The sequence below is a fragment of the Anoxybacteroides rupiense genome (genome assembly GCF_014196195.1).
Classification (GTDB): Bacteria; Bacillota; Bacilli; order Bacillales; family Anoxybacillaceae; genus Anoxybacteroides; species Anoxybacteroides rupiense.
Genome location: NZ_JACIDF010000007.1, coordinates 25,600 through 52,001, shown reverse-complemented (window position 1 = coordinate 52,001; position 26,402 = coordinate 25,600). Strand labels below are relative to the sequence as shown.

Sequence of the window (26,402 nt, the reverse complement as noted above, 5' to 3'; positions counted from 1 at the left end):
AGTATATAAACATGATGATTTTCTCATATCATTCCATCATTGTTTTACCCGGCTTTTCTAAGAGCTCACTTCTCTCTTATAGGTAAAGGATCGCTCATGCTAGAAGCCTTATTATTGGATTGCATAAGAAAAGCTGTCCGATCGGACAGCTTTTCTTATGCTGATTTTTCAGAGGACTGATACTCTTTTTCCCAAAACTCCGCGTCTTTAATTCCTAATTTGACTGGATCAAATACAGGGTCCCTCCCAGCTTTTTTCTGATTCTCATAGTCTTTAAACACTCGTAAAGCTGTCTTCGATAAAAGAAGAATCGCAACAATATTGAGCCATGCCATACTTCCAACGCCGATATCGCCGAGCGCCCACGCCATTTCCGCTGTTTTAACACTTCCATAAAAAACCATCAACAAAATAAGCACCTTTAATGCAATTGGCAGCCACTTTATGTTGATTTTCCTCATAATATACGTAACATTCGTCTCAGCCATATAATAGTAAGCCATAATTGTGGTGAAGGCAAAGAAAAAAAGCGCAATCGCCACAAATGGGGCACCCAAGCTAGGGAAGACGGTTTCCACCGCTTTTTGCGTATAAATCGGACCTGGCTCCACATTGCCAAGCGTTTGAACAATCGGCGCCGCATCTTCTGGCGTCACATTATACATCCCAGTAATTAAAATCATAAATGCCGTGGCAGAACATACAAACCATGTATCAATATATACAGAAAAAGCTTGCACCAATCCTTGTTTGGCCGGATGCGACACTTCAGCCGCTGCTGCTGCATGCGGCGCTGTACCTTGTCCTGCCTCATTGGAATAAATGCCTCGCTTCACTCCCCAAGCAACGGCAGAACCGAAAATCCCGCCAAATACGGCATCCGCGCCAAAAGCGCTTCGAAAAATTAAAGCAAGCACACTTGGAATCTGAGCCATATTCGAGAAAACAATAAACAAAGCAACGACAATATAGCCTAGTGCCATAAATGGAACGACAAACTCTGCAACACGTGCAATGCGTTTGACTCCGCCAAAAATAATCGTTGCTAAAATCAGCACCAATCCAATACCAGTTATGATTGGACTCACTCCAAACGCATTTTTCATTCCCGCGGCAATACTATTCGCTTGTACTCCCGGCAACAGCACACCTGTAGCCAAAACAGTAACAACTGCAAACAAGACCGCATACCATTTCATTTTTAAGCCTTTTTCAATGTAATAGGCGGGCCCGCCGCGAAATTGCCCATCCTGCTTGACTTTATATACTTGTGCCAAAGCAGCTTCCACAAAGGCTGAACCTGCACCTAAAAAAGCAATTAGCCACATCCAAAAAACAGCACCTGGTCCGCCGTAAGCAATGGCTGTCGCGACACCTGCAATGTTTCCGGTACCGACGCGCCCAGATAACGCAAGCGACAGCGCCTGAAATGAAGAAATGCCGGCTTCTGAACTGCGGCCTTCAAACATTTGCTTTATCATATCCTTTAAGTATCTCAACTGCAAAAAACGAGTGGCCACCGAGTAGAATAAACCTGCCGCGATGCAAAGATAAATAAGAGCAGGGCTCCAAATCAGCTGATTTAACCGTTCAATAAACTGCTCCAAGAAAATTCCTCCCTTTTTGTTTAATAACAGAAAAAAAACAATTATATTGTTAAATAACAGAATCATTAAATATTATAAAATAAATTTACTATTTTTTTAACTGTATTTTTACTCCAAAATAAAAAACATCCTTAAAACAGGATGTTTTACTTCATATTCATGCCTATTTTGCATGCTACTGCGATATTTTTCGCTGTTTGTGTTATATAATATTCTGCCTGTTCGATTGCTTTCGTCAGCGAAATAATGCCAGGAACAATACTATAAATGGCATCAATGCCTTGACATAGTACAGCGCTGCAATCGTCTCCCAGCGAACCCGCTATAGCTAAAACCGGAATGTGATATGACTTGGCGGCTTTTGCTACACCGATTGGCACCTTTCCGTAGATCGTCTGTCCATCGATGCGTCCTTCTCCCGTAATAATAAGCGAGGCTCCACGGATGCGTCGCTCGAATTGCACAGCGTTCAGCACGATGTCGATCCCTCGTTTTAGTTCCGCATTCAAAAAAGCAAGTAAGCCCGCTCCTAATCCTCCCGCCGCACCAGCTCCGGGAACATCATGTACTCGTTTTCCGACGGTTCGTTCAATCATATCCGCATAATGACGCAAATTTTGCTCAAGTTGCAGCACCATTTCCGGTGTCGCTCCTTTTTGCGGACCAAAGACGGCTGCCGCCCCTTGCCGACCGATTAACGGATTTACTACGTCGCAAGCCGCTTCTATTTTAACCCGGCTCAGTCTCGGGTCTAATGAGGAAAGGTCAATCGATGCAAGCTTAGCAAGATTTCCTCCGCCAGGGTCAATGTCTTTTCCATGTTTATCTAACAAACGGCCTCCCAATGCTTGCACCATTCCTGCTCCTCCGTCATTTGTCGCGCTTCCGCCGATCCCGATGATCAAGTGGTTCGCTCCTTCATCAAGAGCGGCCCGGATCAACTCTCCTGTCCCTTTTGTTGTCGTTATCAATGGATTTCGTTTGTTATTAGGGACTAAATGCAAGCCTGAGGCGGCTGCCATTTCGATGACCGCTGTTTTTCCATCACCAAGCAGCCCAAAACACGCCTGAACAGGTTCTCCTAAAGGTCCTGTGACTTCTCGTTCCACAATCCGGCCTTTCGTAGCCGCAACCAACGCTTGAACCGTTCCTTCTCCTCCATCAGCCATTGGCATGCATACATACTCCGCCTCGGGAAATACCTCACGAAACCCTTTCTCAATCGCACGAGCGACCTCGATAGCGGCTAAACTTTCCTTAAATGAATCAGGCGCAATGACAATTTTCATCCATTTTCTCCCCCATCTTTTTTCATTGAGTAAAATGTAAGTGTCTTATGACAGCCCCATCCACTTTGGATACGTCTATTATGTATATACAACTTAGTTTCCCAGCATCCATCACCGCTGTTGCAGTTTGCCGTTGTTTCATATACCTCTCTCTATAAGCTTATAACGGATCTTTAGAAAAGAGAAACAATATCTAGTTGGACGCTATATATCCCCATTCAAAAGCACAAAGACTTGTCTCGATCACTCCTCAGCGTGACCGAGAACCGAATAACCAATCACGCGACCTCCATCCCTACTTATTTTGAGGAGAAAATGTTGAGACATCCAATTAGATGGATAGACTTTCGCCATAAAATTTCCCCTGCACGCAAAAATGGAAGCGCGCCTTCTTTTTCATGGTACGCTGTTCCATCTCCTGCGTGCAGGGGGGAGAAAGGATTCTCTTATTTGCTTACGCTTAAGCTGATGTCCTGTTAACAGAGCTATCATCTTTTTCGCTAGCGTGCAAATACTTTTTATAAACATAAGGAGACGTCATAACAGAAAGCATCGCTCCATAATTCAAGGAAAATCTGACCTCATCTCCTGGACGTAAAGAGCTGCTTTTGGCATCGAGAATGATATGATCGCTGCTGGAACCGAGTATCTCAACAGGCGTTACAGGAGTCAGTCCGCTTACTAGTACATCTTGCCGCCCGATTCCTACAATCGCGCGGCGGATCATGCCCCTGTCCTTAAATGATACGGTTTCTCCAAACGCGTTTCTTCCTCTGTCTCCAAACGGTACCGACGGTTTCCATTTCGACTCAATGACCTCTGCCACTAAGCAAAAGGCATCTTGATATAACCCTGGAATAGGCGACCCATGAACCGTTTCTCGTCCTAAAAAAATAGATTCTCCAAGCCGAATGTGATTCATCATGCCGACATCTTTCGTATTCTTAAACCACTGGTAGTTAGCAGAATTTCCTCCCGAAACATATGGAAGCAATAATGAAAATTGTTTTTGGATGGTTTTCACCAAATCCGAAAATTCCTTCATTTTCTGTTCCGTTGGAATGATTCCGCCAAAACAAGCAAAATTAGTGCCAAGACCAGCCATTCGGATTCCCGGAAGCGGTAAAACTTGACGAATAAAGTCTGGGACATCCTCAGGCATAATTCCTTCACGTAAATCTCCCATTTCTACCATTAGAATCACAGAATGCACCTTATGCTGCTTTACCGCTTCTGCTGAAAGGGCCCGAATGACCTCAATCTCGGTATTCATGCTCATATCGGCAAATTGAACCACTTGTTCGATCTCACTCAACGCAGGAGTTCGGATCAGCATGAATGTCGCGTTCAATTGAGCCATTCTCATTCTTTTGAGATTGACGATTTTCGTATCCGCCAAGCTGGTTATTCCGCTTTCAATAAGCGTCTTGGCAATCTCCAGACTGGCTCCGACTCCTTTGACCACTCCGGTAATTTGAATTCCTTTTTCTCCATATAGCTTTTTTAAAACTTGAGCATTGTGTTTGATTTTTCTAAGATCGATTTCCACTCTTGGGGCGATTTCCTTCATCATATCGCCACCCCAGATTGAGCCTTATTTTGCAATGATGGGAAATATTCAATGATTCGATCGACTACTTTATCAGGACCTATTTTTAAAACATCTGTCACGGGCAGATGGAACTTCTGCTCATACTCTCTTATCGTCCTTGTCAATTCTTGATCCGACATTCCTTCGTGGTTCAAAGTGATGGCAATGACCTTTGTTTGGCCGAAATGTTCGATTAAATCTATTTCACTTTGGACAGTCGGCATTTTCATAAACGGAAAATCCCCTAGCGTTTTTCGTTTGGGAGGATGCTGCAAAATCACAGCTTTAGGTCTTGCTCCCTTTAAAACTCCCGCTGAACTGACATAGGCAGGATGGCTTAATGCTCCCTGTCCTTCGACAATCATTATATCGGGTTTTTCATTTTCATAGGCTCTCACAATCTCGCGCTCCAGTTCGCCAATCATATATTGCAATGGAAACGCATCCATAGCAAACCCATAGGAAGCTCCTTGAATCAGCCCTGTTTGTCCGGTTGCGATAAAAGCGGTTCGGTAGCCGCGTTTCTGCAATGCCCTGTCAAGGATCATGGCCGTGGTTCGTTTTCCACATGCCCCATCCGTTCCCAACACGGCAATAATCGGTGTCGGTATTTGCAATATTTGTCCTGTAAATAGTGTCCACTCTTTTTTTGGTTTCGGCTTGCGAATGTCACGGATTTCCACGCCGCATCGGCTGGCGATACGCATCATTTCTTCATCTTCTGTAAGAAACTCCTGAAGCGGGTTGATGATATTCATTCCGGCTTCCATCGCTTGAATAATGACTCTTCGTTCTCCTTCTTTTAGGAAAGCATCAGCAGGGGCAATACCGAGGATGAAGTAGCTTGGCTTTTGCTTAGACACCGCGATGGCCTCTTGAAGGTTTTTGCAAATCGGAATCCCATTCCTTTTGCCATCCAAAAACTCTCCTGAATCCCTTCCTGTTTTTGTGCTGTCAATCACCGCTGTAATGTCATACAAGCCTGAGCTGCGGATTAATCCATTGGCCGTTTTTCCATCCATGGAGCCAAATTGATTTTCACAATAAACAATGGCGTACTTCTTCATACAGAATCCCTCCATCTTCTCATGTGAAATCAATTTTTTCCATAAAAAAGAACACCTTACCAGCTTCCTGAAGTCATGTAATCATCCATTCCTTTAGGAAGAAAGATGTCCTTCATCAAAACGGTCTTATGGCTGGTGAGGTATTTTCGCGTGGAAGAAGTTTCTTAATTAAGATTATAAATCATTTCAATGAAAAATGTGAACTATTTTGCTCTTTTCTAGCTGTTTCATCGCTGACTCGCATGTACCCGTTTCGCTTGGTATTTCATTGCTTGATATAACCAAGCAAACTCTATGATCACGAAAAACAAGATCATGATGTTGAGTGTGATTTATTAGGATACCGTGCACGAATGGGCGCACGATATCCTGTTTATGCCCGACGCATATATACACGGACCGTGATAGGTGCAAAGATGGCTACGATGACTGCGGCGCCGATGAGGGAAACGGCGAAATCCCAACCAATGGTTCCAGCGTTAATTAAATTGCGGACAGCGGTAATAATATGTGAGATCGGATTGATCTTCGCAAACCATTGGAGCCAATCAGGCATTGTCTTGACTGGCACAAAAGCATTAGAAAGAAAAGTAAGAGGAAACAGCACAAGCATCGAGATTCCTTGTACGCTTGAAGCCGTACGGGCAATAACGCCAAAAAAAGCGAAGATCCAGCTGATTGCCCAAGAACACACAATGACAAAAACCGCGGCGATGACGACAGAACCTAGTCCCCCTTCTGGACGATAGCCCATGATATACCCCATCACAAAGGTAAGAACGGTCGCAATGGTATAGCGGATGGTGTCGGCTAAAAGAGCGCCCGCAAGTGGAGCAATACGGGCAATAGGCAGTGATTTAAAACGGTCAAACACGCCCTTGTCCATATCTTCGCGCAATTGAACCCCCGTCACAATCGATGTCCCGATCACGGTCTGCACAAGAATACCTGGAATGATAATCGGCAAATAGCTTTGCACATTTCCCGCAATCGCTCCGCCAAAAATGTAGGTAAACATTAACGTAAAGATGATGGGCTGGAGCGTGACATCAAATAATTGCTCCGGTGTGCGCCGGATCTTCAAGACACCCCGATAGGCCATCGTCAACGAGTTGCGTACCGTCTGGCCAAAGCTTAATCTGCTTTTTAGTTGACGCTTAGCCATGAGCTCGCTAGCAGAATGTCTCATATCCCCACCTCCGTTGTTTCGTTAGATGTCGCAAAAATGTCCCCGTCTTCCTTCACCCCATGTCCAATAATGGTGAGAAAGACCTCATCAAGCGTTGGTTTCTGAACACTTAACTCAGCTAAATGGATTCCGGCCTCGCGAAGAGCGATCAGCAAATCCGTCACTCGGTCGGCGTCTGCCATCGGCGCCGTAATTTTTCCCGTTTCCAATGACACATTGGCTCGGACCTTCAGCACCCCTTCAACGGTCTGACAAGCCTTCTCGATATCCGTTTCCTGCTGAATTTTCAACTGTAGCGACGAACTGCCGACGGACGCTTTCAGCTCATCTGCTGTTCCCTCAGCAACCACTCGACCGCGGTCAATGACGGCAATTCGGTCAGCTAGCTCATCAGCCTCTTGCAAATACTGGGTTGTTAAAAGGACGGTTGAGCCTTGCTTTACTAAGCGACGAATCGTCTCCCACATTTGATTGCGTGTGCGCGGATCCAGTCCTGTAGTCGGTTCATCTAAGAAAATAAGTGGCGGCTGGGCAATCAAGCTTGCGGCTAAATCGAGACGGCGCCGCATCCCTCCGGAGAAATGCTTCAACGGGCGTTTCGCCGCTTCGGTCAAGCCGAACTCCTCCAGCAGCTCTGCCGCTTTACGACGCGCCTCTGTGCGGCTTAATCCCAGCAGACGAGAAAAAATCACTAAATTTTCGATCGCGCTGAGCGATTCATCCACCGATGCATACTGGCCTGTCACGCCAATCAACTGTCGCACAATTTGCGGTTCCTTCACCACATCATAGCCAAAAATGCGCGCTGATCCTTCATCCGGCCGCAACAAGGTCGCCAGCATTCGGACGGTCGTGGTCTTCCCCGCTCCATTCGGCCCAAGTACGCCGTAAATCGTACCCGCACGCACATTGAGATGAACTCCATCAACCGCTCGTTTATCGCCAAAAACTTTAACAAGTCCGTGCGCTTCAATAGCCCAATGACCATTGTCTGACACTGTTCGCTGGATATGTCCCATTTCATTTCCTCCTCTACAACTGAGTACATGACTGATGGTAACACACGTTTATGAACAGAATATGAACAATGAATGACTAATCATGAGCTTGTACACCCATACGGGAAAAATGCTCTCCGCCAAAGCGTCCGTCCGTTTGTATTGCTTATGGGAGCAGCTAATTTATGTCGCGTTGGCAAACGGCAAGAAACATTCTCCATGTATAAAGATGGAATGAGTCATCTTTTAGAAAGTCTGTTCCTAAAATGATCAAAAGGATCAGGGGGCTTTTCCCTGATCCTTTTGATGCTGATTATGAAACTTGTTCGCCGCTTTTTTCTTTGACCGGAATTACCATTCTTTCTTTGCCCATCAAAACAATGGATATAAATGCTAATAGGATGGGCACTAATGTCCATTTAAAAGTGGTAGCAACAGAATTGGCCATCGCATCCGCAATTTTATGAAGGATGTCTGGCGGTATTTTTGCTTGAACATCCGCTGATAATAAAGTGTTTGAATCCAATTTTCCAGCAAATCCGCTCATATGGCCGAACACATCTTTTAAATCACCTTTTAATATATGGTTTTGGATCGTGCCAAAAATGGTCACTCCAATGGTCATTCCTAATGTTCTAAAAAACGTATTTGTCGATGTCGCAATTCCCCGTTTTTGCGGTTCGATCTTATGCTGTGTTGCCATACTTAACAAAGAGAAGGAGCAGCCCATGCCAAGGCCGGCTATAATCATAAAAATCGTCACAGTGGAGCGGGCCGTATTGACATCTAATGTGCTTAATAGAAACATGCCCATAAAAAATAAAACAACAGAAACAAGCATAATGCTACGATAGCTGAACCATCTCACAGATCGGCCCGCCACTTGGCTTCCCACCACTGAGCCAAGCATCATCGGAATTAAAATAATCCCCGAGTTAGTGGCCGTTCCTCCGTATACAGACTGAACAAAAAGAGGAATTAAGACCGTTGTAATAATAAAGGCGGCCCCATAAAAAAATGCCACGGCTTGTGTTGCTGCAAAGAGCTGTCTTTTGAATAAGCTGAATGAAATGATCGGCTCTGATACTTTCCGTTCAATCAAGATAAAGGATACGAAAAGGACAGCAAAAATCAAAAATAGAGAAATAATTTGGACAGAATTCCAATCATACTCTTTCCCGCCAAGCTCTAACGCAAACATCAAGCTGACAACGGAACCAACTAAAGTAAGGGCCCCAAACCAATCAACTTTAAGTTTTTTCAGCTGAAGCGTTTCTTTATAAAACTGAGCAATCAAAAATAAAGATAAAATCCCTAAAGGCAAGTTAATATAAAAAATCCAGCGCCAATTAATTTGATCGGTAATATATGCGCCTAATAACGGACCAATGACGCTAGATAAACCAAACACAGCGCCAAATAATCCTGTCATTTTTCCCCGTTTTTCCGGAGGGAAAATATCGAAAATAATGGTGAAGGCAATCGGCATTAATGAGCCTCCGCCAACTCCCTGAATGGCCCGATAAATGCTTAATTGCACAATGCTCTGTGCGGCTCCGCAAAGAGCCGAACCGATAACAAAAATAGTCAGGCCTAATAAATAGAACCGTTTCCGGCCATACATGTCTGATAATTTCCCAAAAATCGGCATACTAGCCATCGTCGCTACGAGATATGCCGAAGTCACCCAAATAAATTGATCTAGCCCATTAAGCTCCCCTACAATGGTTGGCATTGAAGCGGATACAATCGTATTATCCATTGAAGCCATTAATATTCCTAATAATAGACCGACTACAACGAATCCAACTTTGCTTTCTTGCAAGTTCATAGACATTCCCCTTTTATTTATGATCTGTTAATTTTTTCTCCTCTTTTGGAAACAAGGCATTTCTTTCTTCAGCAATAACTACACCGGCAGGATTCCCTCCGAATTGTTCGCTCGTAAACGAATCCACGTGGTATACAGGAATTTGCTTCATGGAAATCATGCTCCCTTCTAATCGTGTTCACTTGTCATCATACCGCATTTAGTATACCCACATGAAATACATCTTTGTTATCGAGTGATAACCAGAGGCTATACCCTGCTTGCCTATCTAAGCCGTTTTTTTGCTTTACCTCTATTTATGATACGGTTCTCCACGATTAATCCGGAACGCGCGGTAAATTTGTTCAAGAAGAATAAGCCGCATCAGCTGGTGCGGGAAGGTCATTTGTGAAAAAGAAAGTGATTCATTGGCCCGCTTCATTACCTTTTCACTTAATCCGAGCGAGCCTCCAATTACGAAAGCGACTTTGCTCGTACCATAGGTGGCTAGCTTATCTAAATGGATGGCAAATTCTTCAGATGACTTCATCTTCCCATCAATCGCCAAAGCAATGACGTGCATATCATCTGAGATTTTAGCTAAAATCCGCTCACCTTCCTTCTCTTTGATTTGCTTCATTTCTTGATCGCTTAAATTCTCCGGCGCTTTTTCATCAGCGACTTCAATGATTTCCATTTTCGCATACCCAGACAGCCTTTTCACATATTCTTCAATACCTTGCTTTAAATATTTTTCTTTTAATTTCCCTACCGATAAAACCATTATATTCACAAGTCATCCCCACTTTATAAACATCCTATCAACAAAATTTATCCACATATACACAACATCTATCCACATATTGTGCAGAAACATTAGTTCCCCACTATATATGCGGCTTGACGAGAACAATATTCGCATATTCCATCATACTTATCCACAGGTAAAGGATAAATTTCTGGCGCTTTTTCATGATTATCCACATACACATCAATGGCCAGCTCCATATGTTCTTCACAACACATAATCATCGTTCTCCCCCCCTTTATCCACTTGTGGACAAAGAAAACAGGAGCGTCCTATTCCGCTCCTTGTTTTCTTTGGGCCTGCTTGATAGATTCTTTCCCCTTAAAGCGATTCTTTCGTAAGCTTCATGGTCACCGTTTCCTTTTTCCCATTGCGATAAAAGGTCACTTTCATGTTATCGCCAATGGCTTTTTTCGTATACAGGTACTTTCTAAGGTCAAGTACGTCGCTCACCTTTTGATCATCTAATGCAATGATGACATCAAATTGTCTAAGTCCTGCACGATCTGCCGGAGACCCTGGTCTTACTTGAATAATCGCTACTCCTTCGGTAATATCAGGCGGCAAATGCAGCGTTTCTTGTAAATGGTAGGACGAAATATCACTTAGCGAACGAAGCTCGACTCCCATATAAGGGCGGCGCACTTGTCCATATTGTTCTAAATCCGCGATAATAGGGCGGGCAAAATTAATCGGGATCGCAAAGCCGATTCCTTCAACTTCTTCTTGGGCAATTTTCATTGAATTAATGCCGATCACTTGCCCTTCAATATTAACAAGGGCTCCGCCGCTGTTTCCAGGATTAATGGCAGCGTCTGTTTGTAATACTTCCGCATTCCAATCCGGCAATCCATCTTGATCCAAGTCCACTTCGATGGTCCGGTTTTTTCCTGAGATAATCCCTTCGGTAACAGATCCCGCAAATTGCAGGCCGAGCGGATTCCCAATCGCTATTACTGGTTCTCCTAGCGTCACGACATCAGAATTCCCAAACTCAGCTACATTCCCAACCTTTTGGGCATTGATTTCAAGAACGGCTAAATCTGTTAATGCATCGGTGCCTAACAGTTTCGCTGGCACCCGCGTCCCGTCTTTTAAGCTCACTTCCAATTGGCTGGCGCCTTCGACAACATGATTATTTGTAACAACGAAGGCTTTTCCATCCGCTTTTTTGTAAATGACGCCTGAGCCTGTACCAGCTTCACCACCTTCAGACCAAAAGCTGGCTTCTTGAATGTTTACGACGCCGACCACCGCATCAGATGCCTTATCAATCGCTTTTGTCACTTGAGAAGTAACATTGACGGAGACGTTTTTTTGAACCGTTGGATAATGGCCCGGTTCCCCCGTTTGTTCTTCTCCTTGCTTTGGTGTTACATTATACGGGAGTACATCCCACCTTGATAGCGCAGGAATCGAAAAGGTCACCAGCAATGCTCCTAAAATCGCACCAACCAGTCCGGAAAAAAATGCACCTCTGCGGTTGCCTTTCCGCTTTTGACGATACTCCCCATAATGATCATCATAATATCCCACGTGCGACTCACCAATCCTTTCCATTCAAAGGTCGTGCCTCTTTCTATTATACTGCCCGCTTTTAACAAAAATCCATTTTCAATGGCAATAGTCCATCCTTTGCAAAATCAATGTTAAACATACACCAGCTTGGTTGGCACTTTCGGGTCCGTATCGCAAATTTCAAACTGTTGTCCGACCCCAAATCCCCGATTTTCTAATGTTTGTTCAACTGTCATTCGAGCGAGTTCTTTCATGTTATTATCTTGGCTTAAATGGGCCAAATAAATTCTCTTTGTTTGATCGCCAATGACATCGGTCAAGGCCAGTGCCGCATCTTCATTAGACACGTGTCCGACATCGCTCAAAATGCGTCGTTTAATGCTCCAAGGATAGCGCCCCATCCGAAGCATTTCGACATCATGGTTACTTTCAAACACAAAGACATCGGCATGTTGAATCGTTCCTTTCATTCGATCGCTCACATATCCTGTATCAGTAATTAACGCGAGCTTCTTGCCATCATGATGGAACACATAAAACATCGGCTCTGCTGCATCGTGGGATACTCCAAATGACTCGACATCTAAATCACCAAACGAACGGACATCCCCTAATGGAAAGATAAATTTTTGTTCTGTCGGAATGTCACCTATTAACCCTTCCATGGCCCTCCATGTTTTTTCATTGGCATAAATCGGTAGCTGATATTTTCTCGCCATGATTCCTAGTCCTTTAATATGATCACTATGTTCATGCGTGACCAAAATCGCGGTCAAATTTTGCGGAGAACGTTCGATTTGCTTAAAGAGCTCCTCCATTTGTTTACCGCTAAGTCCCGCATCTACAAGTAAGCGCTGCTTTTCTGTTTCAATATAAAAAGCATTTCCTGTACTGCCGCTTGCCAGGACGCTAAACTGCATCATCTTATTCACTCCAACACATTTCCTTTATCGTTAATGATCTGTCCTTCAAAGCCATGAATAAAATAATCTTTCTTTTCATTCACTACAATGTGCCATGTTGGTGTTAACACTTGTGAAGCCGTAAATTGCACAAGCCCATAATATCCGATCTCAATTTTCGTCACTCGGTCCTTCGGCTTTAAATAATCTTTTTTATACAATGTTTCGATCGCTTTAATCGCCGGAATAATTTCTTGCTTTTTATCATATTCCTCTAGATCGTCCAATAGCGTTTGTTCATATGAGACGACTTCATTTTTCTCATTTAAGTGCAGCAGCAGCTTGCCGCTTGAATTTTTATAAATCATTCTGCGGTTATATTTTTGATAACAAGTAATCGTTTTCGATTTATTATCATATTCCCAAAACGCGTAATCCTTCCCATGAATAATGTTTTGCTGCAAAAATTGATTTAAACTGTAAGCATCTTCAAAATCGCCAATAGCTACCGGATGGATAAAGGTTGCTTGTAGCACGGATTGGTCGCTTGCTGTGATTTTTTGATTCTTTAATTTGGCAATTTCATCTCGAGTAAAGATCTTGCTTTTACCGCTAACATAGGAGGCCTTTTTAATTTCTTTTGGTATATCTACATACGTGATGCCGTTCGCTGCTAACTGTTCTTCAATGGTCTCTTCTAAAAGAACATCTAATTGGCTGCTGTTGCGTTTTTGGATAAACTGATACCCTAAAAAAAGATCCAGGATGAGGAAAGTAATAATAAAAATCGTCTTTGTTTTATTCCAATCCAACAGCATTGCCTCCCCTCATCTCGTCTGAGTCATCATCAGAGAACTTTTTCCATGTTCCATTATATAAATAAAACCAATCCGGCTCTAATACAACCACCTTTTCTCTTTCTTGATCTTTCACAAGCTCATATCCTAACGTGACCTCCGTCAGCAATTCCTTTTTAAAGCCTTTTATTTTTTCCAGCTGTTGAATCACTTGCCGTCCGGACTGTAGTTGAACTGGTACGCTTGTGCGATCTGGAATTTCGAGGCGAAATAGCGGACGTTGGTATTTGTTGATTTCAGCTGCTCCCCAAATTTGAACAATCTCTGACATTCCATAGTTATTGAAAACGGGATGATTGTTCACAAAAAGACGAAAGACAACTTTTCGTTCTTCACGATCCCATTGGACAAAGTGGTACATGTCGGTCCAACCGCCATGCTCATTGACAAAATCAATACTTTTTTGAATCAAGGATGCGCTTTCTTCACTGGATGGCCCAATTGTATATTTAGCCGCTGGATTTACATATAAAAGCAGCTTTTGCAAAAAGTCAACATCCATCAGCCGCGATCCATCTGTATATTCCTCTCCAAATGTCAAGATGTCCTTTTTTACGAAGCTCGGATCACTAAATAAGGCCTCTTTAAATTTATCTGTATCAAGCTCATCTGTATAATATTGCAAACGATCCATTGTCATTTCTTTTTCTGGTAGAAACAACGTTTTTGTTTCACTTACGTTGTAAGCAAAATAACGCGGTAGCTTCTCCGTATGTTCATATAACTGATTGATTTCTTCAAATGGAACATCCTTGGCCGTAGCCTTGTATATTTTACGGCGTTCTGTAGAGACAAAATAAACCGTAAGACTTGAATGTTTTTCTACAGGAATGATGATCGTATCAAAGCCAATACTATCTAGCCCTCGATCGTCAATTTGAAAAATGGTTTGATAAATATTCATTGGAATTTCGTCAGGGTAAATAATTTCTATTTTCCCTCTTCCATGAATAAAAGACAAAAAGCTTTCTTTGGATACCGTTGAGGAAACATTCTCAAAATCATCAAACGTCCACTTTTTCATGTTTTTAAACAATTTATTTATTTCCGTTTCTTCTATCAATCCGTAATGAGCTGCATTTTTATGAATCAATATTTGCGAAGGACGTACAATCATCGATGGATCTACTTGCGCATTACTGACAGATACGTTTTGGACGTATTCACCATTTTGGATCACATCATATTTTGGGTGATAGGTCCATAGCCCCCATGTAAACAAAATGCTTGTTAACACCAAAACCGTCAACACAATCGTTTTCGCTGTTTCATACCTCATCCCATTCATCCTCTTGAATCCGTTCCAACGGTAATGTAAAGAAAATGGTCGTTCCTTTATGCTCTTGGCTTTTTGCCCAAATGTTCCCGCCATGGGCAACAACGACCTCTTTGGCAATCGCTAATCCAAGCCCTGTTCCACCTAGCTTGCGAGAGCGCGCCTTATCCACGCGATAAAAACGGTCAAATACTTTAGCGAGATCAGATTTAGGAATACCAACTCCCTCATCTGTTACGCTGACTAAAATTTCATTATTCAGCTCTTTTACACGAAATGTAATATTACCGCCTTGAGGAGAATACTTTAATGCATTTGAAATAATATTATCAAGTACTTGCGTAATTTTATCTTCATCAATTTCAACAAAGATCGCTTCGTCAGGGATTTTGCGAATAAACGTTATATTTTCGTTTTTCGTCAATTCAAAACGATCAATCACCTTATGAAAATATCTCGAGAAATTAACCCAAGATTTATTTAGCTTATAGTCTTTACTATCTAATTTCGAAAGCCGCAACAGATCATTGACTAATCGAATCATTCGTTCCGTTTCTGTCTGTGTTACTTCAATAAAACGTGGAGCAATCTGTTCATCTCTCCATAATCCTTCTCCCAACGCCTCCAAATAGCTTTTCATCGTTGTTAGTGGCGTTCTTAGCTCGTGTGAAACGTTAGCTACAAATTCTCTTCGCTCTTGATCGATTTTTTCTTGTTCTGTAATATCGTGCAGTACAACGATCAAACCGTTGACAAATCCTGTTTCCTTTTGAATCACAGACAAGGAGGCGCGCAAAATATAAAGCTCCTCCTCCGTACTAAAGTCCAAAATGAGCGAATCTCTTTCTTCAATTAATGTTTCAAATGTATACTGATCCTCCAATCCAAGCACATCAACAATCGAGCTGGAAAGCACTGTTTCACGTGAAACATTTAAAATATTGAGCGCCGCATCGTTAATCAAAATAATCTTGCCACGGCGATCCGTCGCAATAACGCCATCTGTCATATGCGTAAGCACAAGAGCTAATTTGCGCCGTTCTCCTTCTGTTGTGGCCTGCGCCTCCTCTAGCTTCTTCGTTAAATTATTAAATGTCATGGCGAGCTGGCCAATTTCATCATATCCATATACTTTTACTTTTCTTGAAAAATTGCCTTTTGCCATGGCTAATGCCTGTCTGCGCATATCAGAAATGGGCCGGGTGATCGTACGAGCTAGCAAAATCCCTAGTACCGCTGTAATAGCTAGGGCAATTCCTGTCCCGGTAGCAAAGATCTTGTTGATTTGCCGCATCTGTGAAAATACATTTTCCATAGATGCAATCACATAGATGGCTCCTTTAATTTCATTATTCATCTTAATCGGAGTGGCAGAAATATACATCCGATGGCCCGTTTTCTGGTCAATGAATGCTCGGTCAACCATTTCGCCCGTCACAAGCGCCCGCTTGACAAAAATTTCCGTTGTCCGTTTTCCGACAATGTTTTGCATATAAGGATTGGAAGTAGCCAGCACCTTGCTTTTATCATCAATAACACTGACTTCTGAAATATCCTGCGAGACAAAATCATGAAGAAGGGAGCGAATTTCTTCTTCCAATGTTGGACTTTTAGCATCTCGGTCTTTGTTCATTGCTTGATCTACGTTATAAGCAAGCAATGTGATTCGCTCATTCAGCGAAGTTTTAAAGCTTTGAACAAGCTGTGTTTCCAATTCTCTCACAAAGTACACACCGATAATTTGCATCGCAACGAGAATTAATAAGACATAAATCAGCACAAACTTAAAATGAATCGAACGAAATGGGCCTACTTTTTTCATGATGCTTCCTTTACTCCTGTTCTGGGTTGCGCAAGTAATATCCTACACCGCGTCTCGTCACGATCCATGTCGGATGCGAAGGATTATCTTCAATTTTTTCTCGCAAACGGCGAACCGTCACATCCACAGTGCGGACATCTCCATAATAATCATATCCCCACACCGTTTGCAGTAAATGCTCCCTCGTCATGACTTGTCCAATATGCTTCGCTAGATAATGAAGCAATTCAAATTCACGGTGTGTTAGTTCAATCGTTTCTCCTCTCTTTAATACAATATAAGCATCTGGCCGAATGACAAGCGATCCGATTGTAATTTCGCTTATATCATCGTTCTCTTCATCATCTTGAACATTAGCATTTGGCTGATGACGGCGCAAATTCGCCTTAACGCGTGCCAACAGCTCTCTTGTACTAAACGGCTTCGTGACATAGTCATCAGCTCCTAGCTCCAATCCAAGTACCTTATCAATCTCAGAATCCTTTGCTGTTAACATAATAATCGGCATATCATATTTTTTCCGCACCTCTCGGCATACCTCCATGCCATCCTTTTGCGGAAGCATAATATCAAGCAAAATGAGATCAGGTTCAATTTCTTCCACTTTTTGTAATGCTTCTATACCATCATATGCACAAATGACTTCATAGCCCTCTCTTTGCAAATTAAACTGTAAAATATCAGCAATTGGTTTTTCATCATCTACCACAAGAATTCGTTTTTCCATCATCATTCACATCCTTTCCTTATCCGATGGATTCATTCGCAAAAAAAGCTCCATATTAATAATGTATCATGTTATTTACGGGAATTCACTTACTACCCATTGCCAATTCGGCAAAAGAAAAGCATAGATACCGCTCGTATCTATGCTTTATTTCTAATCGTTAGGCATACACGCTGCGAACGACGTTCGTTTGCGAACGATCTGGACCAACAGAGAAAATAGAAAGCGGGATGCCTGTCAGCTGTGAAATGCGCTCTACATAATGACGAGCATTCGCTGGCAGTTCGTCTAAGCTTTTAACGCCTGTAATATCTTCCGTCCAGCCTGGAAGCTCTTCATAGACGGGTTCGCACTCCGCTAGCACCTTCAAGCTTGCCGGAAATTCCTCTATGATATTTCCTTTATAGCGATAAGCCACACAAATTTTTAACGTTTCAATTCCTGTTAATACGTCAATGGAATTTAATGATAAATCCGTAATTCCGCTGACTCGGCGAGCATGGCGGACTACTACGCTATCAAACCAGCCCACGCGGCGTGGACGCCCTGTTGTTGTACCATATTCTCTTCCAACCTCGCGAATGCGATCGCCAATTTCATTATGTAATTCCGTTGGGAACGGGCCATCGCCGACACGGCTTGTATATGCTTTCGCTACTCCTACCACATGTTTAATTTTTGTCGGTCCTACTCCTGACCCAATTGTAACGCCGCCAGCCACTGGATTAGAAGAAGTCACAAACGGATACGTTCCTTGATCAATATCCAGCATGACGCCTTGCGCGCCTTCAAATAGCACACGTCGTCCTTCATCCAAAGCGTTATTTAGCACGACAGATGTATCGCATACATATTGCGCAATTTGTTGTCCGTATCCATAATACTCTTCAAAAATATCCTCAAGTTTCAATCCTTCAATTCCGTACACTTTTTCAAATAAAACGTTCTTCTCTTGTAAATTGCGGGCAAGTTTTTCCGCAAATACGTCACGATCTAATAAATCAGCAATACGAATGCCGATTCGGGCTGCTTTATCCATATACGCCGGACCGATTCCTTTTTTAGTTGTGCCGATTTTATTGGCTCCTTTGCGCTCCTCTTCCGCTTCATCAAGTTTTAGATGATATGGCAAAATCACATGAGCACGGTTGCTGATACGCAAGTTGTCCGTCGAAATGCCCCGATCATGTAGATATTGCAGCTCAGCAATAAGAGCTTTCGGATCAACCACCATTCCATTTCCGATGACACATATTTTATCTTTATAAAAAATTCCTGATGGAATGAGATGCAGCTTATACTTTTCTCCATGAAAAACAATCGTATGTCCCGCATTATTTCCGCCTTGATACCTTGCGATCACTTCTGCATTTTCTGATAAAAAGTCGGTAATTTTTCCTTTTCCCTCATCTCCCCACTGTGTCCCAACAACAACTACCGAAGACATGGCGAGCACCTCCACTTTACTCAATGTAAACATAGTAAGTGTAGCACTTTTATTGACTAAAGTCAACGAAACACGAACATTGGATAGATATTTCACTTTTTTATTCGTATAAAAATGGAAATGCTTATCCAAAGAACCGTTCAGCTTTTAGGCTCCTGGAGGAATTTGTGTATCATCAAAACGTCTCTCTAAATTTACAAACTTATTATATTCTTTAATAAAGGCGAGCTGCACCGTGCCAACAGGACCATTCCGTTGTTTAGCAATAATAATTTCAATAATGTTTTTATTCTCCGATTCTTTATCATAATAATCGTCGCGATATAAAAAGGCGACGATATCTGCGTCCTGTTCAATACTTCCCGATTCACGAATATCGGACATCATCGGCCGTTTATCTTGACGCTGTTCAACGCTGCGGGAAAGCTGCGATAAAGCAATAACGGGTACTTCTAGCTCACGGGCCAGCGCTTTTAGCGCGCGGGAGATTTCAGATACTTCTTGCTGGCGATTCTCTCTATTCCTTCCGCTTCCTTGAATGAGCTGTAAATAATCAATCAATACCATCCCAAGACCACTCTCTTGCTTCAAGCGGCGGCATTTCGCCCGAATTTCACTGACGCGAATGCTAGGGGTATCATCAATATAAATTCCTGCATTCGATAAGCTTCCCATCGCCATCGTTAATTTTCCCCAATCTTCAGAGGTCAGCTTTCCTGTCCGCAAATTTTGGGCATTGATATTTCCTTCGGCACACAGCATCCGCATAACCAACTGTTGAGCGCTCATCTCTAAGCTAAAAATGGCAACGTTTTCGTTCGTTTGTGTCGCCACATTTTGCGCAATGTTTAACGCAAAAGCGGTTTTTCCAACAGAGGGACGAGCAGCAACAATGATTAAGTCGCTGCGCTGAAATCCAGCCGTCATGCGGTCAAGCTCGGTGAAGCCGGTCGGGATTCCAGTAATCTCCCCTTTGCGGTTATGAAGCATTTCAATATTGTCGTACGCCTGAACAAGCACATCCTTTATATTTTGAAACGTACCAGAATGCTTCCGCTGCGCCACCTCCATAATCTTTTTTTCCGCTTCGTTCAGCAGTACATCAACCTCATCTTCACGTGTGTAGCCATCTTGCGCAATAGAGGTGGCTGTACGAATTAAACGGCGCAAAATCGATTTTTCTTCCACAATGCGCGCATAATATTCAACGTTGGCAGCAGTGGGAACCGCATCAGCTAATTCGCTTAAATATGATACTCCCCCCACTTCTTCCAACGCTTTGGAATCTACGAGCTCTGCAGTTACTGTTACTAAGTCGACAGGCTCTCCTTTATCAGCCACTTTGAGCATCGCGTGGAAAATTTTTTGATGAGCAGCACGGTAGAAATCTTCTGGTATTAAAAGCTCAGAAGCGGGAGTCAGCGCCGAAGAATCAAGAAAAATCGCACCAAGTACGGCTTGCTCTGCTTCAATATTTTGTGGCGGAATGCGCTCTGCAAATAGATCATTCATCTCTTTCACCACCTTTTCGATGCTGTTGGGTAACGATTCTCATAAGAAAAATGTGATTTGTATGGGGGATTCCCCATAAAATCACATTTTTTATCAGGTTATTTTTGTTCGCTGACATGTACTTTTAATGTTGCCGTTACTTCCGGATGAAGTTTAACAGGTACATTTGTATAGCCTAATGCACGAATCGCATCCTCTAATTCAATTTTGCGTTTATCCACTTTCAATTGAAATTGGCTTTGCAGCGCTTCTGCAATTTGTTTACTTGTAATGGAGCCGAAGAGGCGACCGCCTTCACCAGCTTTTGCTGATAGCTGTACGGTCAGTTGCTCCAATTGCTCTTTTAACTGCTTCGCTTTTGCCAATTCCTCTTCTGCTTGACGTTTTTCTTTATTTTTTTGTGCTTCTAGCGCCTTTAAATTAGTAGGAGTCGCTTCAACGGCGAGCCCTTGCTTAAAAAGAAAGTTTTGAGCATAACCGTCTGCCACATTTTTAATTTCGCCTTTTTTGCCTTTTCCTTTTACATCTTTTAGAAAAATAACTTTCATGATTTTTTTCCTCCTTCTAAATACTCGTCAATGGCTGCACGCAAACGATGCTCTGCTTCTTCAACCGTTGTATCAGCCAGCTGAACGGCAGCATTCGTTAAATGGCCGCCGCCTCCCAGGCTCTCCATAATGACCTGAACATTGATGTCTCCGAGCGAACGGGCGCTAATTCCGATCAGATTATCTGTGCGCTTCGAAATCACAAAGGAAGCCACTACCCCATTCAATGTCAGAAGCGTATCAGCCGCTTGAGCGATTAGAACTTGGTCATATGCTTCATTTGGGCTTCCTTTCGCAATAGCGATTCCTTTTGCGTTAATAGAGGCATTTTCAATGATTTTAGCTCTTTTTACATAGTTGGCGATATTTTCCTTGAGCAGCTTTTGCACTAATACCGTATCGGCTCCTTGAGCACGCAAGTATGAAGCAGCATCAAACGTACGAGAGCCGGTTCGCAGCGTAAAGCTTTTCGTGTCAACCACAATTCCTGCTAGCAGCGATGTTGCCTCTAGCATCGTCAGCCGCATGCGCTGCGGTTGATATTCAAGCAGCTCGGTTACGAGTTCTGAGGTTGATGAAGCATAAGGCTCCATATATACAAGCAGCGGATTATTAATAAATTCTTCACCGCGGCGATGATGGTCAATCACCACAATATTATCGGTCCGAAACACTAGTTTCTCTTCAATCACTAGTGAAGGACGATGCGTATCCACAATAATTAACAAGGTATCATCGCTGACAAGCTCAAGCGCTTGTTCCGGTTTAATGAATCTTGACCAAAGTTCCGGGTAATTTTTAATTTCCTCAATCAGCCGTTGAACACCTGCATCAATACGATTCGTATCCAAAACGATAAACCCTTCTCTTTGATTAAGCTGAACAAGCTTTAACACACCGATGGCAGCGCCTACTGCATCCATGTCTGGATATTTATGTCCCATAATCATGACTTTATCACTGTCAACAACTAGCTCTTTTAATGCGTGGGAAATAACACGGGCCCGCACTCTCGTGCGTTTCTCCATCGGATTTGTTTTCCCGCCGTAAAATTTTACTTTCCCATTGGCTTGTTTGATTGCCACCTGATCGCCTCCGCGGCCAAGCGCTAAATCCAAACCAGATTGGGCAAGCGCCCCTAACTCCGGTAGCGAAGAAACGCCTGTACCAATGCCAATGCTCAATGTTAATTGAACATTATCCTTCATGGTATGTTCGCGAACTTCATCCAAAATCGCAAACTTGCCTTTTTCAAGCTGCTGTAAAATTTGTTCATTTAATACAGCGACAAAGCGATCAGAGGATGTTCGTTTAAGGAATAATCCATAATCATGCGCCCATTTATTCAGCATCGAAGTGACTTGGCTGTTCAGCTGGCTTTTTGATTGATCGTCCATTCCTTGAGTAATCTCATCATAATTGTCGAGAAAAATAACGCCTAATACCACTCGTTCTGCTTCATATTGTTTTTCGATTTCAATTTGATCAGTTACATCAAAGAAATATAACAGCTTTTCTTCCCGCCTAATAATGACTTGAAATTTCCGATCATGAATATCAATCATTTCTGTGTCAACTTCTTGTTTAATCAGCGGAATTAATTGGTCAGCAACATCATATAACGAGCGGCCTACCAACGTCTGCTCCCCAAAGCAGGATGTCAAAAATACGTTTGTCCATTCAATTACATAATCGTCATTAATCAGCATGATCCCAATCGGCATTTCCATCAAGGCCTCTTCGCCCACTTTTTTTAGCCTATGGGATAAATTAGAAATATGCTGTTCAAGCTCCGTATAGAGCGTACGCTGCGATTTTACGACATAATAAAGCACAAAAGCGAGGAGCAAAAAACTGGCTAACCCCAAAATCCATTGGAAATAAGCGATCACTCCTATTAGTCCGAGCGCAATCATCATTAATGCATAAAGGGGATAGCGGTATGCCTTCTTTTTATAAAAATGAGACATTCATGTCAGCTCCTAAACCATAAAAATAATCCCATCGCCTAGCGAATGCGTTTCCGTAATTCGAATCCTAAATCAATTATACCTAATATTACAATAACATAAAGCAAAAAAGGGAGAAAGAAGCAAAACAACGTTCCGACTACAACGATGCTTCTTGCCATTTTTTTCTGCTCAGCGACATAATAGAGGAAAGAAAAACCTTGAATCAAAAACAAAAGCTGTAATACATAATAGAGATTAATAACGGCAATAAAGACAAAGGATCCTTTTTCTAATGGAAAAAATGTCGCTAATAGTATAATCAGGTAATACCATAAAAGCGGCTTTGGTAGCATAATATGACGAAAAGGAGGCCACGTTCCTATCGGCATATTTAAGCGTTTTAAAATCGGAATCGAAGCCATGATCGTTAAATAAGCAGCAGCAAGCGCTGATAAAACAAACACGGACGGTATAATGTATTGCACAAACTCCAACATTTGTTGGAAGCGATCTTGCATTTCTTTCGGGGGCTCTTGTCCCATTCCTTTCATGATTTGCATAGAGGCATGAAAGGATTCTTTTAGCATTGAAAGCGTTTGAGCAATAATGTCTAAGTTAAAAAATTTGACTGAAATGATATAATCAAGCACGATATTGACCAAAAACACAAGAGTCGCTACTGTTAAAATTAAATAGCGGTTTTTCTTTTTTGCAAACATAATGCCGATCACAATTCCGCTTGTTCCAAACATCAGCACAACGGGTAGCGATAATAATGAACCGATTAGGGAAGAGACAATAAGGGCCACAGCCAGCAACATGAATCCTGGAGCATAGCCATGTCTCATTGTAAACACGATAAAAGGGAGAGATAAAAAGAAAAGCGCAACCACCGATAAAAATGGAACGTACAAAAAGATTAAAAATAGTACAATAAAAATCGCCAGCTGAATCGCCGCTTCTGTCAGTACATATGTATTTTTCATCCGAACCGAATCCCTCCTATCATCAAAAAAAGCAGTAAGGATGCCGTCCCCCCTTACTGCTTTTTCTTTTATTCACCCGCTACGTATGGCAATAATGCCATTTGACGAGCACGTTTAATTGCTACCGTTAATTTGCGTTGATATTTCGCGCTTGTACCTGTTACACGGCGTGGTAAAATTTTGCCGCGCTCAGAAATAAATTTCTTTAACGTATCCACATCTTTGTAATCGATGTGTGTAATTCCATTTGCTGTGAAATAACAAACTTTGCGACGTTTTGCGCGTCCGCCTTTACGTCCTGCCATTTTATTTTCCTCCTTTCTTTTTTCAATTATGATATCCAAAATGAAGTTTACGTTCAAATGTCTCGTTTCGGCTTTTCACGCGCAAGCAGGTGCTTGTACGATCCAAAGCCGTCTTTGCGATCTATGATTAAAACGGTAAGTCGTCATCGGATATATCAATAGGCTGTCCATCATGAGCAAACGGATCCTCATCGATGCGACTATAGCCTGGGTCGGTTGTGTGACGCGGGTTCTGATTTTGTCCAAATGGATAAGGCTCTCCATAATAGCCGCCTGTTGCTGCACCACGCTGTTCCGTACTACCTTTAGGCTCAAGAAATTGAACACTATCAGCAACCACCTCGGTTACGTACACACGCTTTCCATCTTGCCCTTCGTAACTTCTCGTTTGCAAACGGCCATCCACGCCAGCCAAGCTTCCCTTTTTTAAGAAGTTCGCCACATTCTCTGCTGGACGACGCCAGACGACGCAATTTATAAAATCTGCTTCACGTTCGCCTTGCTGGTTTGTAAACGGGCGATTAACAGCTAATGTAAACGTGGCAACAGCTACTCCACTTGGAGTATAGCGCAATTCTGGGTCTCTTGTAAGTCTCCCTACAAGAATTACGCGGTTAATCATCAGAACCACTCCTTAAAAATCACGGAATTATTCTTCCTCTTTAACAACGATATGACGAATAATGTCTTCGCTGATTTTCGCTAAACGGTCGAATTCTTGCACTGCTTTTGGCTCAGACATCACGTTTACGATCATGTAGTAACCGTCGCGGAAGTCATTGATTTCATAAGCTAAACGACGTTTACCCCATTCTTTTACGTTCGTGATTTCCGCACCGTTTTCTGCTAGGATGCCGTTGAAGCGTTCAACTACTGCTTTTTTTCCTTCATCATCCATGTTCGGGCGGATAATATACATAATTTCATATTTTCTCATTCCAGTCACCTCCTTTTGGTCTAAACGGCTCTATGAAAAGAGCAAGGAGCAATATGCATTACTCACATTTTCTGATTATATCATGGCTAAAAGATCAATGCAATACTATACATTGAAACGGAAATGCATAATATCGCCATCTTGAACCTCGTAATCTTTTCCTTCTAAACGAACTTTCCCTGCTTCACGCGCTGCTGCCATGGAACCGCAAGCAAGCAAATCGTCGTAAGAAACCGTTTCAGCACGAATAAATCCTCTTTCAAAGTCCGAATGAATAATTCCGGCGCACTGCGGAGCCTTCATTCCTTTACGGAACGTCCATGCACGAACCTCTTGTTCCCCGGCTGTAAAATAAGTGGCTAGTCCTAACAAGTTATATGCAGCCCGAATTAACTGATCGAGTCCTGATTGTTCGATTCCTAGTTCTTGCAAAAACATTTGTTTTTCTTCCTCGTCTAGTTGGGCAATTTCCTCCTCTACTTTTGCACAAACAACAATCACTTCAGCATGATCGCTTTGCGCAAATTCACGAACTTGCTGAACATACGGATTGGCAGATGGATCGGCAATGTCCTCTTCCCCTACGTTCGCTACATACAGCATTGGTTTGATGGTTAATAGGTGGAGCTGTTTTACCACCTTCATTTCTTCTTCCGTAAAAGACAACGTCCGCGCGGCCTTTCCCGCTTCAAATGTTTCTTTTAAACGCATAAGAATCTCATACTCGAATACCGCTTCTTTATCTTTTTGCTTCGCCAATTTTCCTACGCGATCTATCCGCTTATCAACGGTTTCAAGATCAGCCAAAATGAGTTCTAGGTTAATGGTTTCAATATCGGAAAGCGGATTGACTTCCCCTGCTACATGGGTAATATTTTCATCAGCAAAACAGCGAACGACTTGGCAAATGGCGTCGACTTGACGGATATGCGACAAAAATTTATTTCCAAGCCCCTCTCCTTTGCTTGCGCCTTTGACAATGCCGGCAATATCAGTAAATTCAAACACGGTTGGCACCGTTTTTTTCGGGTTGACAAGCTCCGTTAATTTTTTTAAACGTTCATCAGGTACTTCAACCACTCCAACATTCGGCTCAATTGTACAAAATGGATAGTTCGCAGACTCTGCTCCAGCTTTTGTAATCGCATTGAATAGTGTTGATTTTCCCACATTCGGCAAACCAACGATTCCTGCTGTTAATCCCATTGCTTCCACTCCTCTAACCGTCAACATCTTTCCTCATTATAGAGAGTA

25 protein-coding genes are annotated in these 26,402 nt (G+C 42.6%); all 25 read right to left on the bottom strand.

The annotated features are described in order from the left end of the window. Positions 1-155: 155 nt before the first annotated feature. On the bottom strand, positions 156-1,607 hold the full coding sequence (locus tag GGQ95_RS12345; protein ID WP_066150763.1) for an alanine/glycine:cation symporter family protein: 1,452 nt from the start codon (positions 1,605-1,607) through the stop codon (positions 156-158). Positions 1,608-1,753: 146 nt separating this feature from the next. Next, positions 1,754-2,896 carry a glycerate kinase gene (locus GGQ95_RS12340; RefSeq protein WP_159720667.1) on the bottom strand — a complete coding sequence of 381 codons (1,143 nt, stop codon included), beginning with the start codon at positions 2,894-2,896 and terminating at the stop codon, positions 1,754-1,756. Positions 2,897-3,356: 460 nt separating this feature from the next. Further along, positions 3,357-4,469, bottom strand: a complete 1,113-nt coding sequence (locus GGQ95_RS12335; protein ID WP_197431032.1) for an alanine/ornithine racemase family PLP-dependent enzyme — start codon at positions 4,467-4,469, stop codon at positions 3,357-3,359. Beyond that, positions 4,466-5,554, bottom strand: a complete 1,089-nt coding sequence (locus GGQ95_RS12330) for an N-acetyltransferase DgcN family protein (protein WP_066150768.1) — start codon at positions 5,552-5,554, stop codon at positions 4,466-4,468. The genes GGQ95_RS12335 and GGQ95_RS12330 overlap by 4 nt, the downstream gene beginning before the upstream one ends. A gap of 373 nt (positions 5,555-5,927) precedes the next feature. Further along, complete coding sequence (locus GGQ95_RS12325) at positions 5,928-6,743, bottom strand: ABC transporter permease (RefSeq protein ID WP_080862685.1); 816 nt, start codon at positions 6,741-6,743, stop codon at positions 5,928-5,930. Beyond that, a complete protein-coding gene (locus tag GGQ95_RS12320) occupies positions 6,740-7,762 on the bottom strand; it encodes an ATP-binding cassette domain-containing protein (RefSeq protein ID WP_183186883.1) in 1,023 nt (340 codons plus the stop codon). Before GGQ95_RS12320 ends, GGQ95_RS12325 begins: the two co-directional genes overlap by 4 nt. Positions 7,763-8,054: 292 nt before the next feature. Then, complete coding sequence (locus tag GGQ95_RS12315; RefSeq protein WP_369815660.1) at positions 8,055-9,572, bottom strand: MDR family MFS transporter; 1,518 nt, start codon at positions 9,570-9,572, stop codon at positions 8,055-8,057. A gap of 13 nt (positions 9,573-9,585) precedes the next feature. Further along, positions 9,586-9,723, bottom strand: coding sequence for a PhzF family phenazine biosynthesis protein (locus tag GGQ95_RS12310; protein WP_183186882.1), 138 nt, complete (start codon positions 9,721-9,723; stop codon positions 9,586-9,588). A 141-nt stretch (positions 9,724-9,864) separates the two neighbouring features. After that, entirely contained in the window at positions 9,865-10,335 is a 471-nt protein-coding gene (gene rlmH, locus GGQ95_RS12305; RefSeq protein ID WP_221212103.1) for a 23S rRNA (pseudouridine(1915)-N(3))-methyltransferase RlmH, read from the bottom strand. A 92-nt stretch (positions 10,336-10,427) separates the two neighbouring features. Next, entirely contained in the window at positions 10,428-10,583 is a 156-nt protein-coding gene (locus GGQ95_RS12300) for a CxxH/CxxC protein (RefSeq protein ID WP_082063770.1), read from the bottom strand. 97 nt (positions 10,584-10,680) lie between these two features. Further along, positions 10,681-11,895 carry a S1C family serine protease gene (locus tag GGQ95_RS12295; RefSeq protein ID WP_159720991.1) on the bottom strand — a complete coding sequence of 405 codons (1,215 nt, stop codon included), beginning with the start codon at positions 11,893-11,895 and terminating at the stop codon, positions 10,681-10,683. Between the two features lie 113 nt (positions 11,896-12,008). Then, positions 12,009-12,797: an exodeoxyribonuclease YycJ gene (yycJ, locus tag GGQ95_RS12290; protein WP_044745204.1), complete on the bottom strand. Its 789-nt coding sequence runs from the start codon at positions 12,795-12,797 to the stop codon at positions 12,009-12,011. A gap of 8 nt (positions 12,798-12,805) precedes the next feature. Further along, positions 12,806-13,591, bottom strand: a complete 786-nt coding sequence (locus tag GGQ95_RS12285) for a two-component system regulatory protein YycI (RefSeq protein WP_080862681.1) — start codon at positions 13,589-13,591, stop codon at positions 12,806-12,808. Further along, positions 13,578-14,924, bottom strand: coding sequence for a YycH family regulatory protein (locus tag GGQ95_RS12280; protein ID WP_066150789.1), 1,347 nt, complete (start codon positions 14,922-14,924; stop codon positions 13,578-13,580). The genes GGQ95_RS12285 and GGQ95_RS12280 overlap by 14 nt, the downstream gene beginning before the upstream one ends. Next, complete coding sequence (gene walK / locus GGQ95_RS12275) at positions 14,905-16,734, bottom strand: cell wall metabolism sensor histidine kinase WalK (protein ID WP_159720675.1); 1,830 nt, start codon at positions 16,732-16,734, stop codon at positions 14,905-14,907. The genes GGQ95_RS12280 and walK overlap by 20 nt, the downstream gene beginning before the upstream one ends. A 10-nt stretch (positions 16,735-16,744) precedes the next feature. Next, entirely contained in the window at positions 16,745-17,461 is a 717-nt protein-coding gene (gene yycF, locus GGQ95_RS12270; protein ID WP_044745202.1) for a response regulator YycF, read from the bottom strand. A 160-nt stretch (positions 17,462-17,621) separates the two neighbouring features. Further along, the gene (locus tag GGQ95_RS12265) at positions 17,622-18,908 is read right to left on the bottom strand and encodes an adenylosuccinate synthase (protein WP_044745165.1); all 1,287 of its coding nucleotides are present in this window, start codon (positions 18,906-18,908) and stop codon (positions 17,622-17,624) included. 147 nt (positions 18,909-19,055) lie between these two features. After that, the gene (gene dnaB, locus GGQ95_RS12260; protein WP_044745164.1) at positions 19,056-20,420 is read right to left on the bottom strand and encodes a replicative DNA helicase; all 1,365 of its coding nucleotides are present in this window, start codon (positions 20,418-20,420) and stop codon (positions 19,056-19,058) included. A 98-nt stretch (positions 20,421-20,518) separates the two neighbouring features. Further along, positions 20,519-20,968, bottom strand: coding sequence for a 50S ribosomal protein L9 (gene rplI / locus GGQ95_RS12255; RefSeq protein WP_044745163.1), 450 nt, complete (start codon positions 20,966-20,968; stop codon positions 20,519-20,521). After that, positions 20,965-22,938 carry a DHH family phosphoesterase gene (locus GGQ95_RS12250; RefSeq protein ID WP_080862679.1) on the bottom strand — a complete coding sequence of 658 codons (1,974 nt, stop codon included), beginning with the start codon at positions 22,936-22,938 and terminating at the stop codon, positions 20,965-20,967. Before GGQ95_RS12250 ends, rplI begins: the two co-directional genes overlap by 4 nt. Positions 22,939-22,976: 38 nt before the next feature. Further along, a complete protein-coding gene (locus GGQ95_RS12245) occupies positions 22,977-23,906 on the bottom strand; it encodes a YybS family protein (RefSeq protein ID WP_066150801.1) in 930 nt (309 codons plus the stop codon). A gap of 68 nt (positions 23,907-23,974) precedes the next feature. Further along, positions 23,975-24,211 carry a 30S ribosomal protein S18 gene (gene rpsR, locus GGQ95_RS12240; RefSeq protein ID WP_027408127.1) on the bottom strand — a complete coding sequence of 79 codons (237 nt, stop codon included), beginning with the start codon at positions 24,209-24,211 and terminating at the stop codon, positions 23,975-23,977. A gap of 127 nt (positions 24,212-24,338) precedes the next feature. Further along, positions 24,339-24,833, bottom strand: coding sequence for a single-stranded DNA-binding protein (gene ssb / locus GGQ95_RS12235; RefSeq protein ID WP_044745160.1), 495 nt, complete (start codon positions 24,831-24,833; stop codon positions 24,339-24,341). A 27-nt stretch (positions 24,834-24,860) separates the two neighbouring features. Then, a complete protein-coding gene (gene rpsF, locus GGQ95_RS12230) occupies positions 24,861-25,148 on the bottom strand; it encodes a 30S ribosomal protein S6 (RefSeq protein ID WP_066150806.1) in 288 nt (95 codons plus the stop codon). A gap of 105 nt (positions 25,149-25,253) precedes the next feature. Continuing rightward, entirely contained in the window at positions 25,254-26,354 is a 1,101-nt protein-coding gene (ychF, locus tag GGQ95_RS12225) for a redox-regulated ATPase YchF (RefSeq protein WP_044745158.1), read from the bottom strand. Positions 26,355-26,402: the final 48 nt, after the last annotated feature.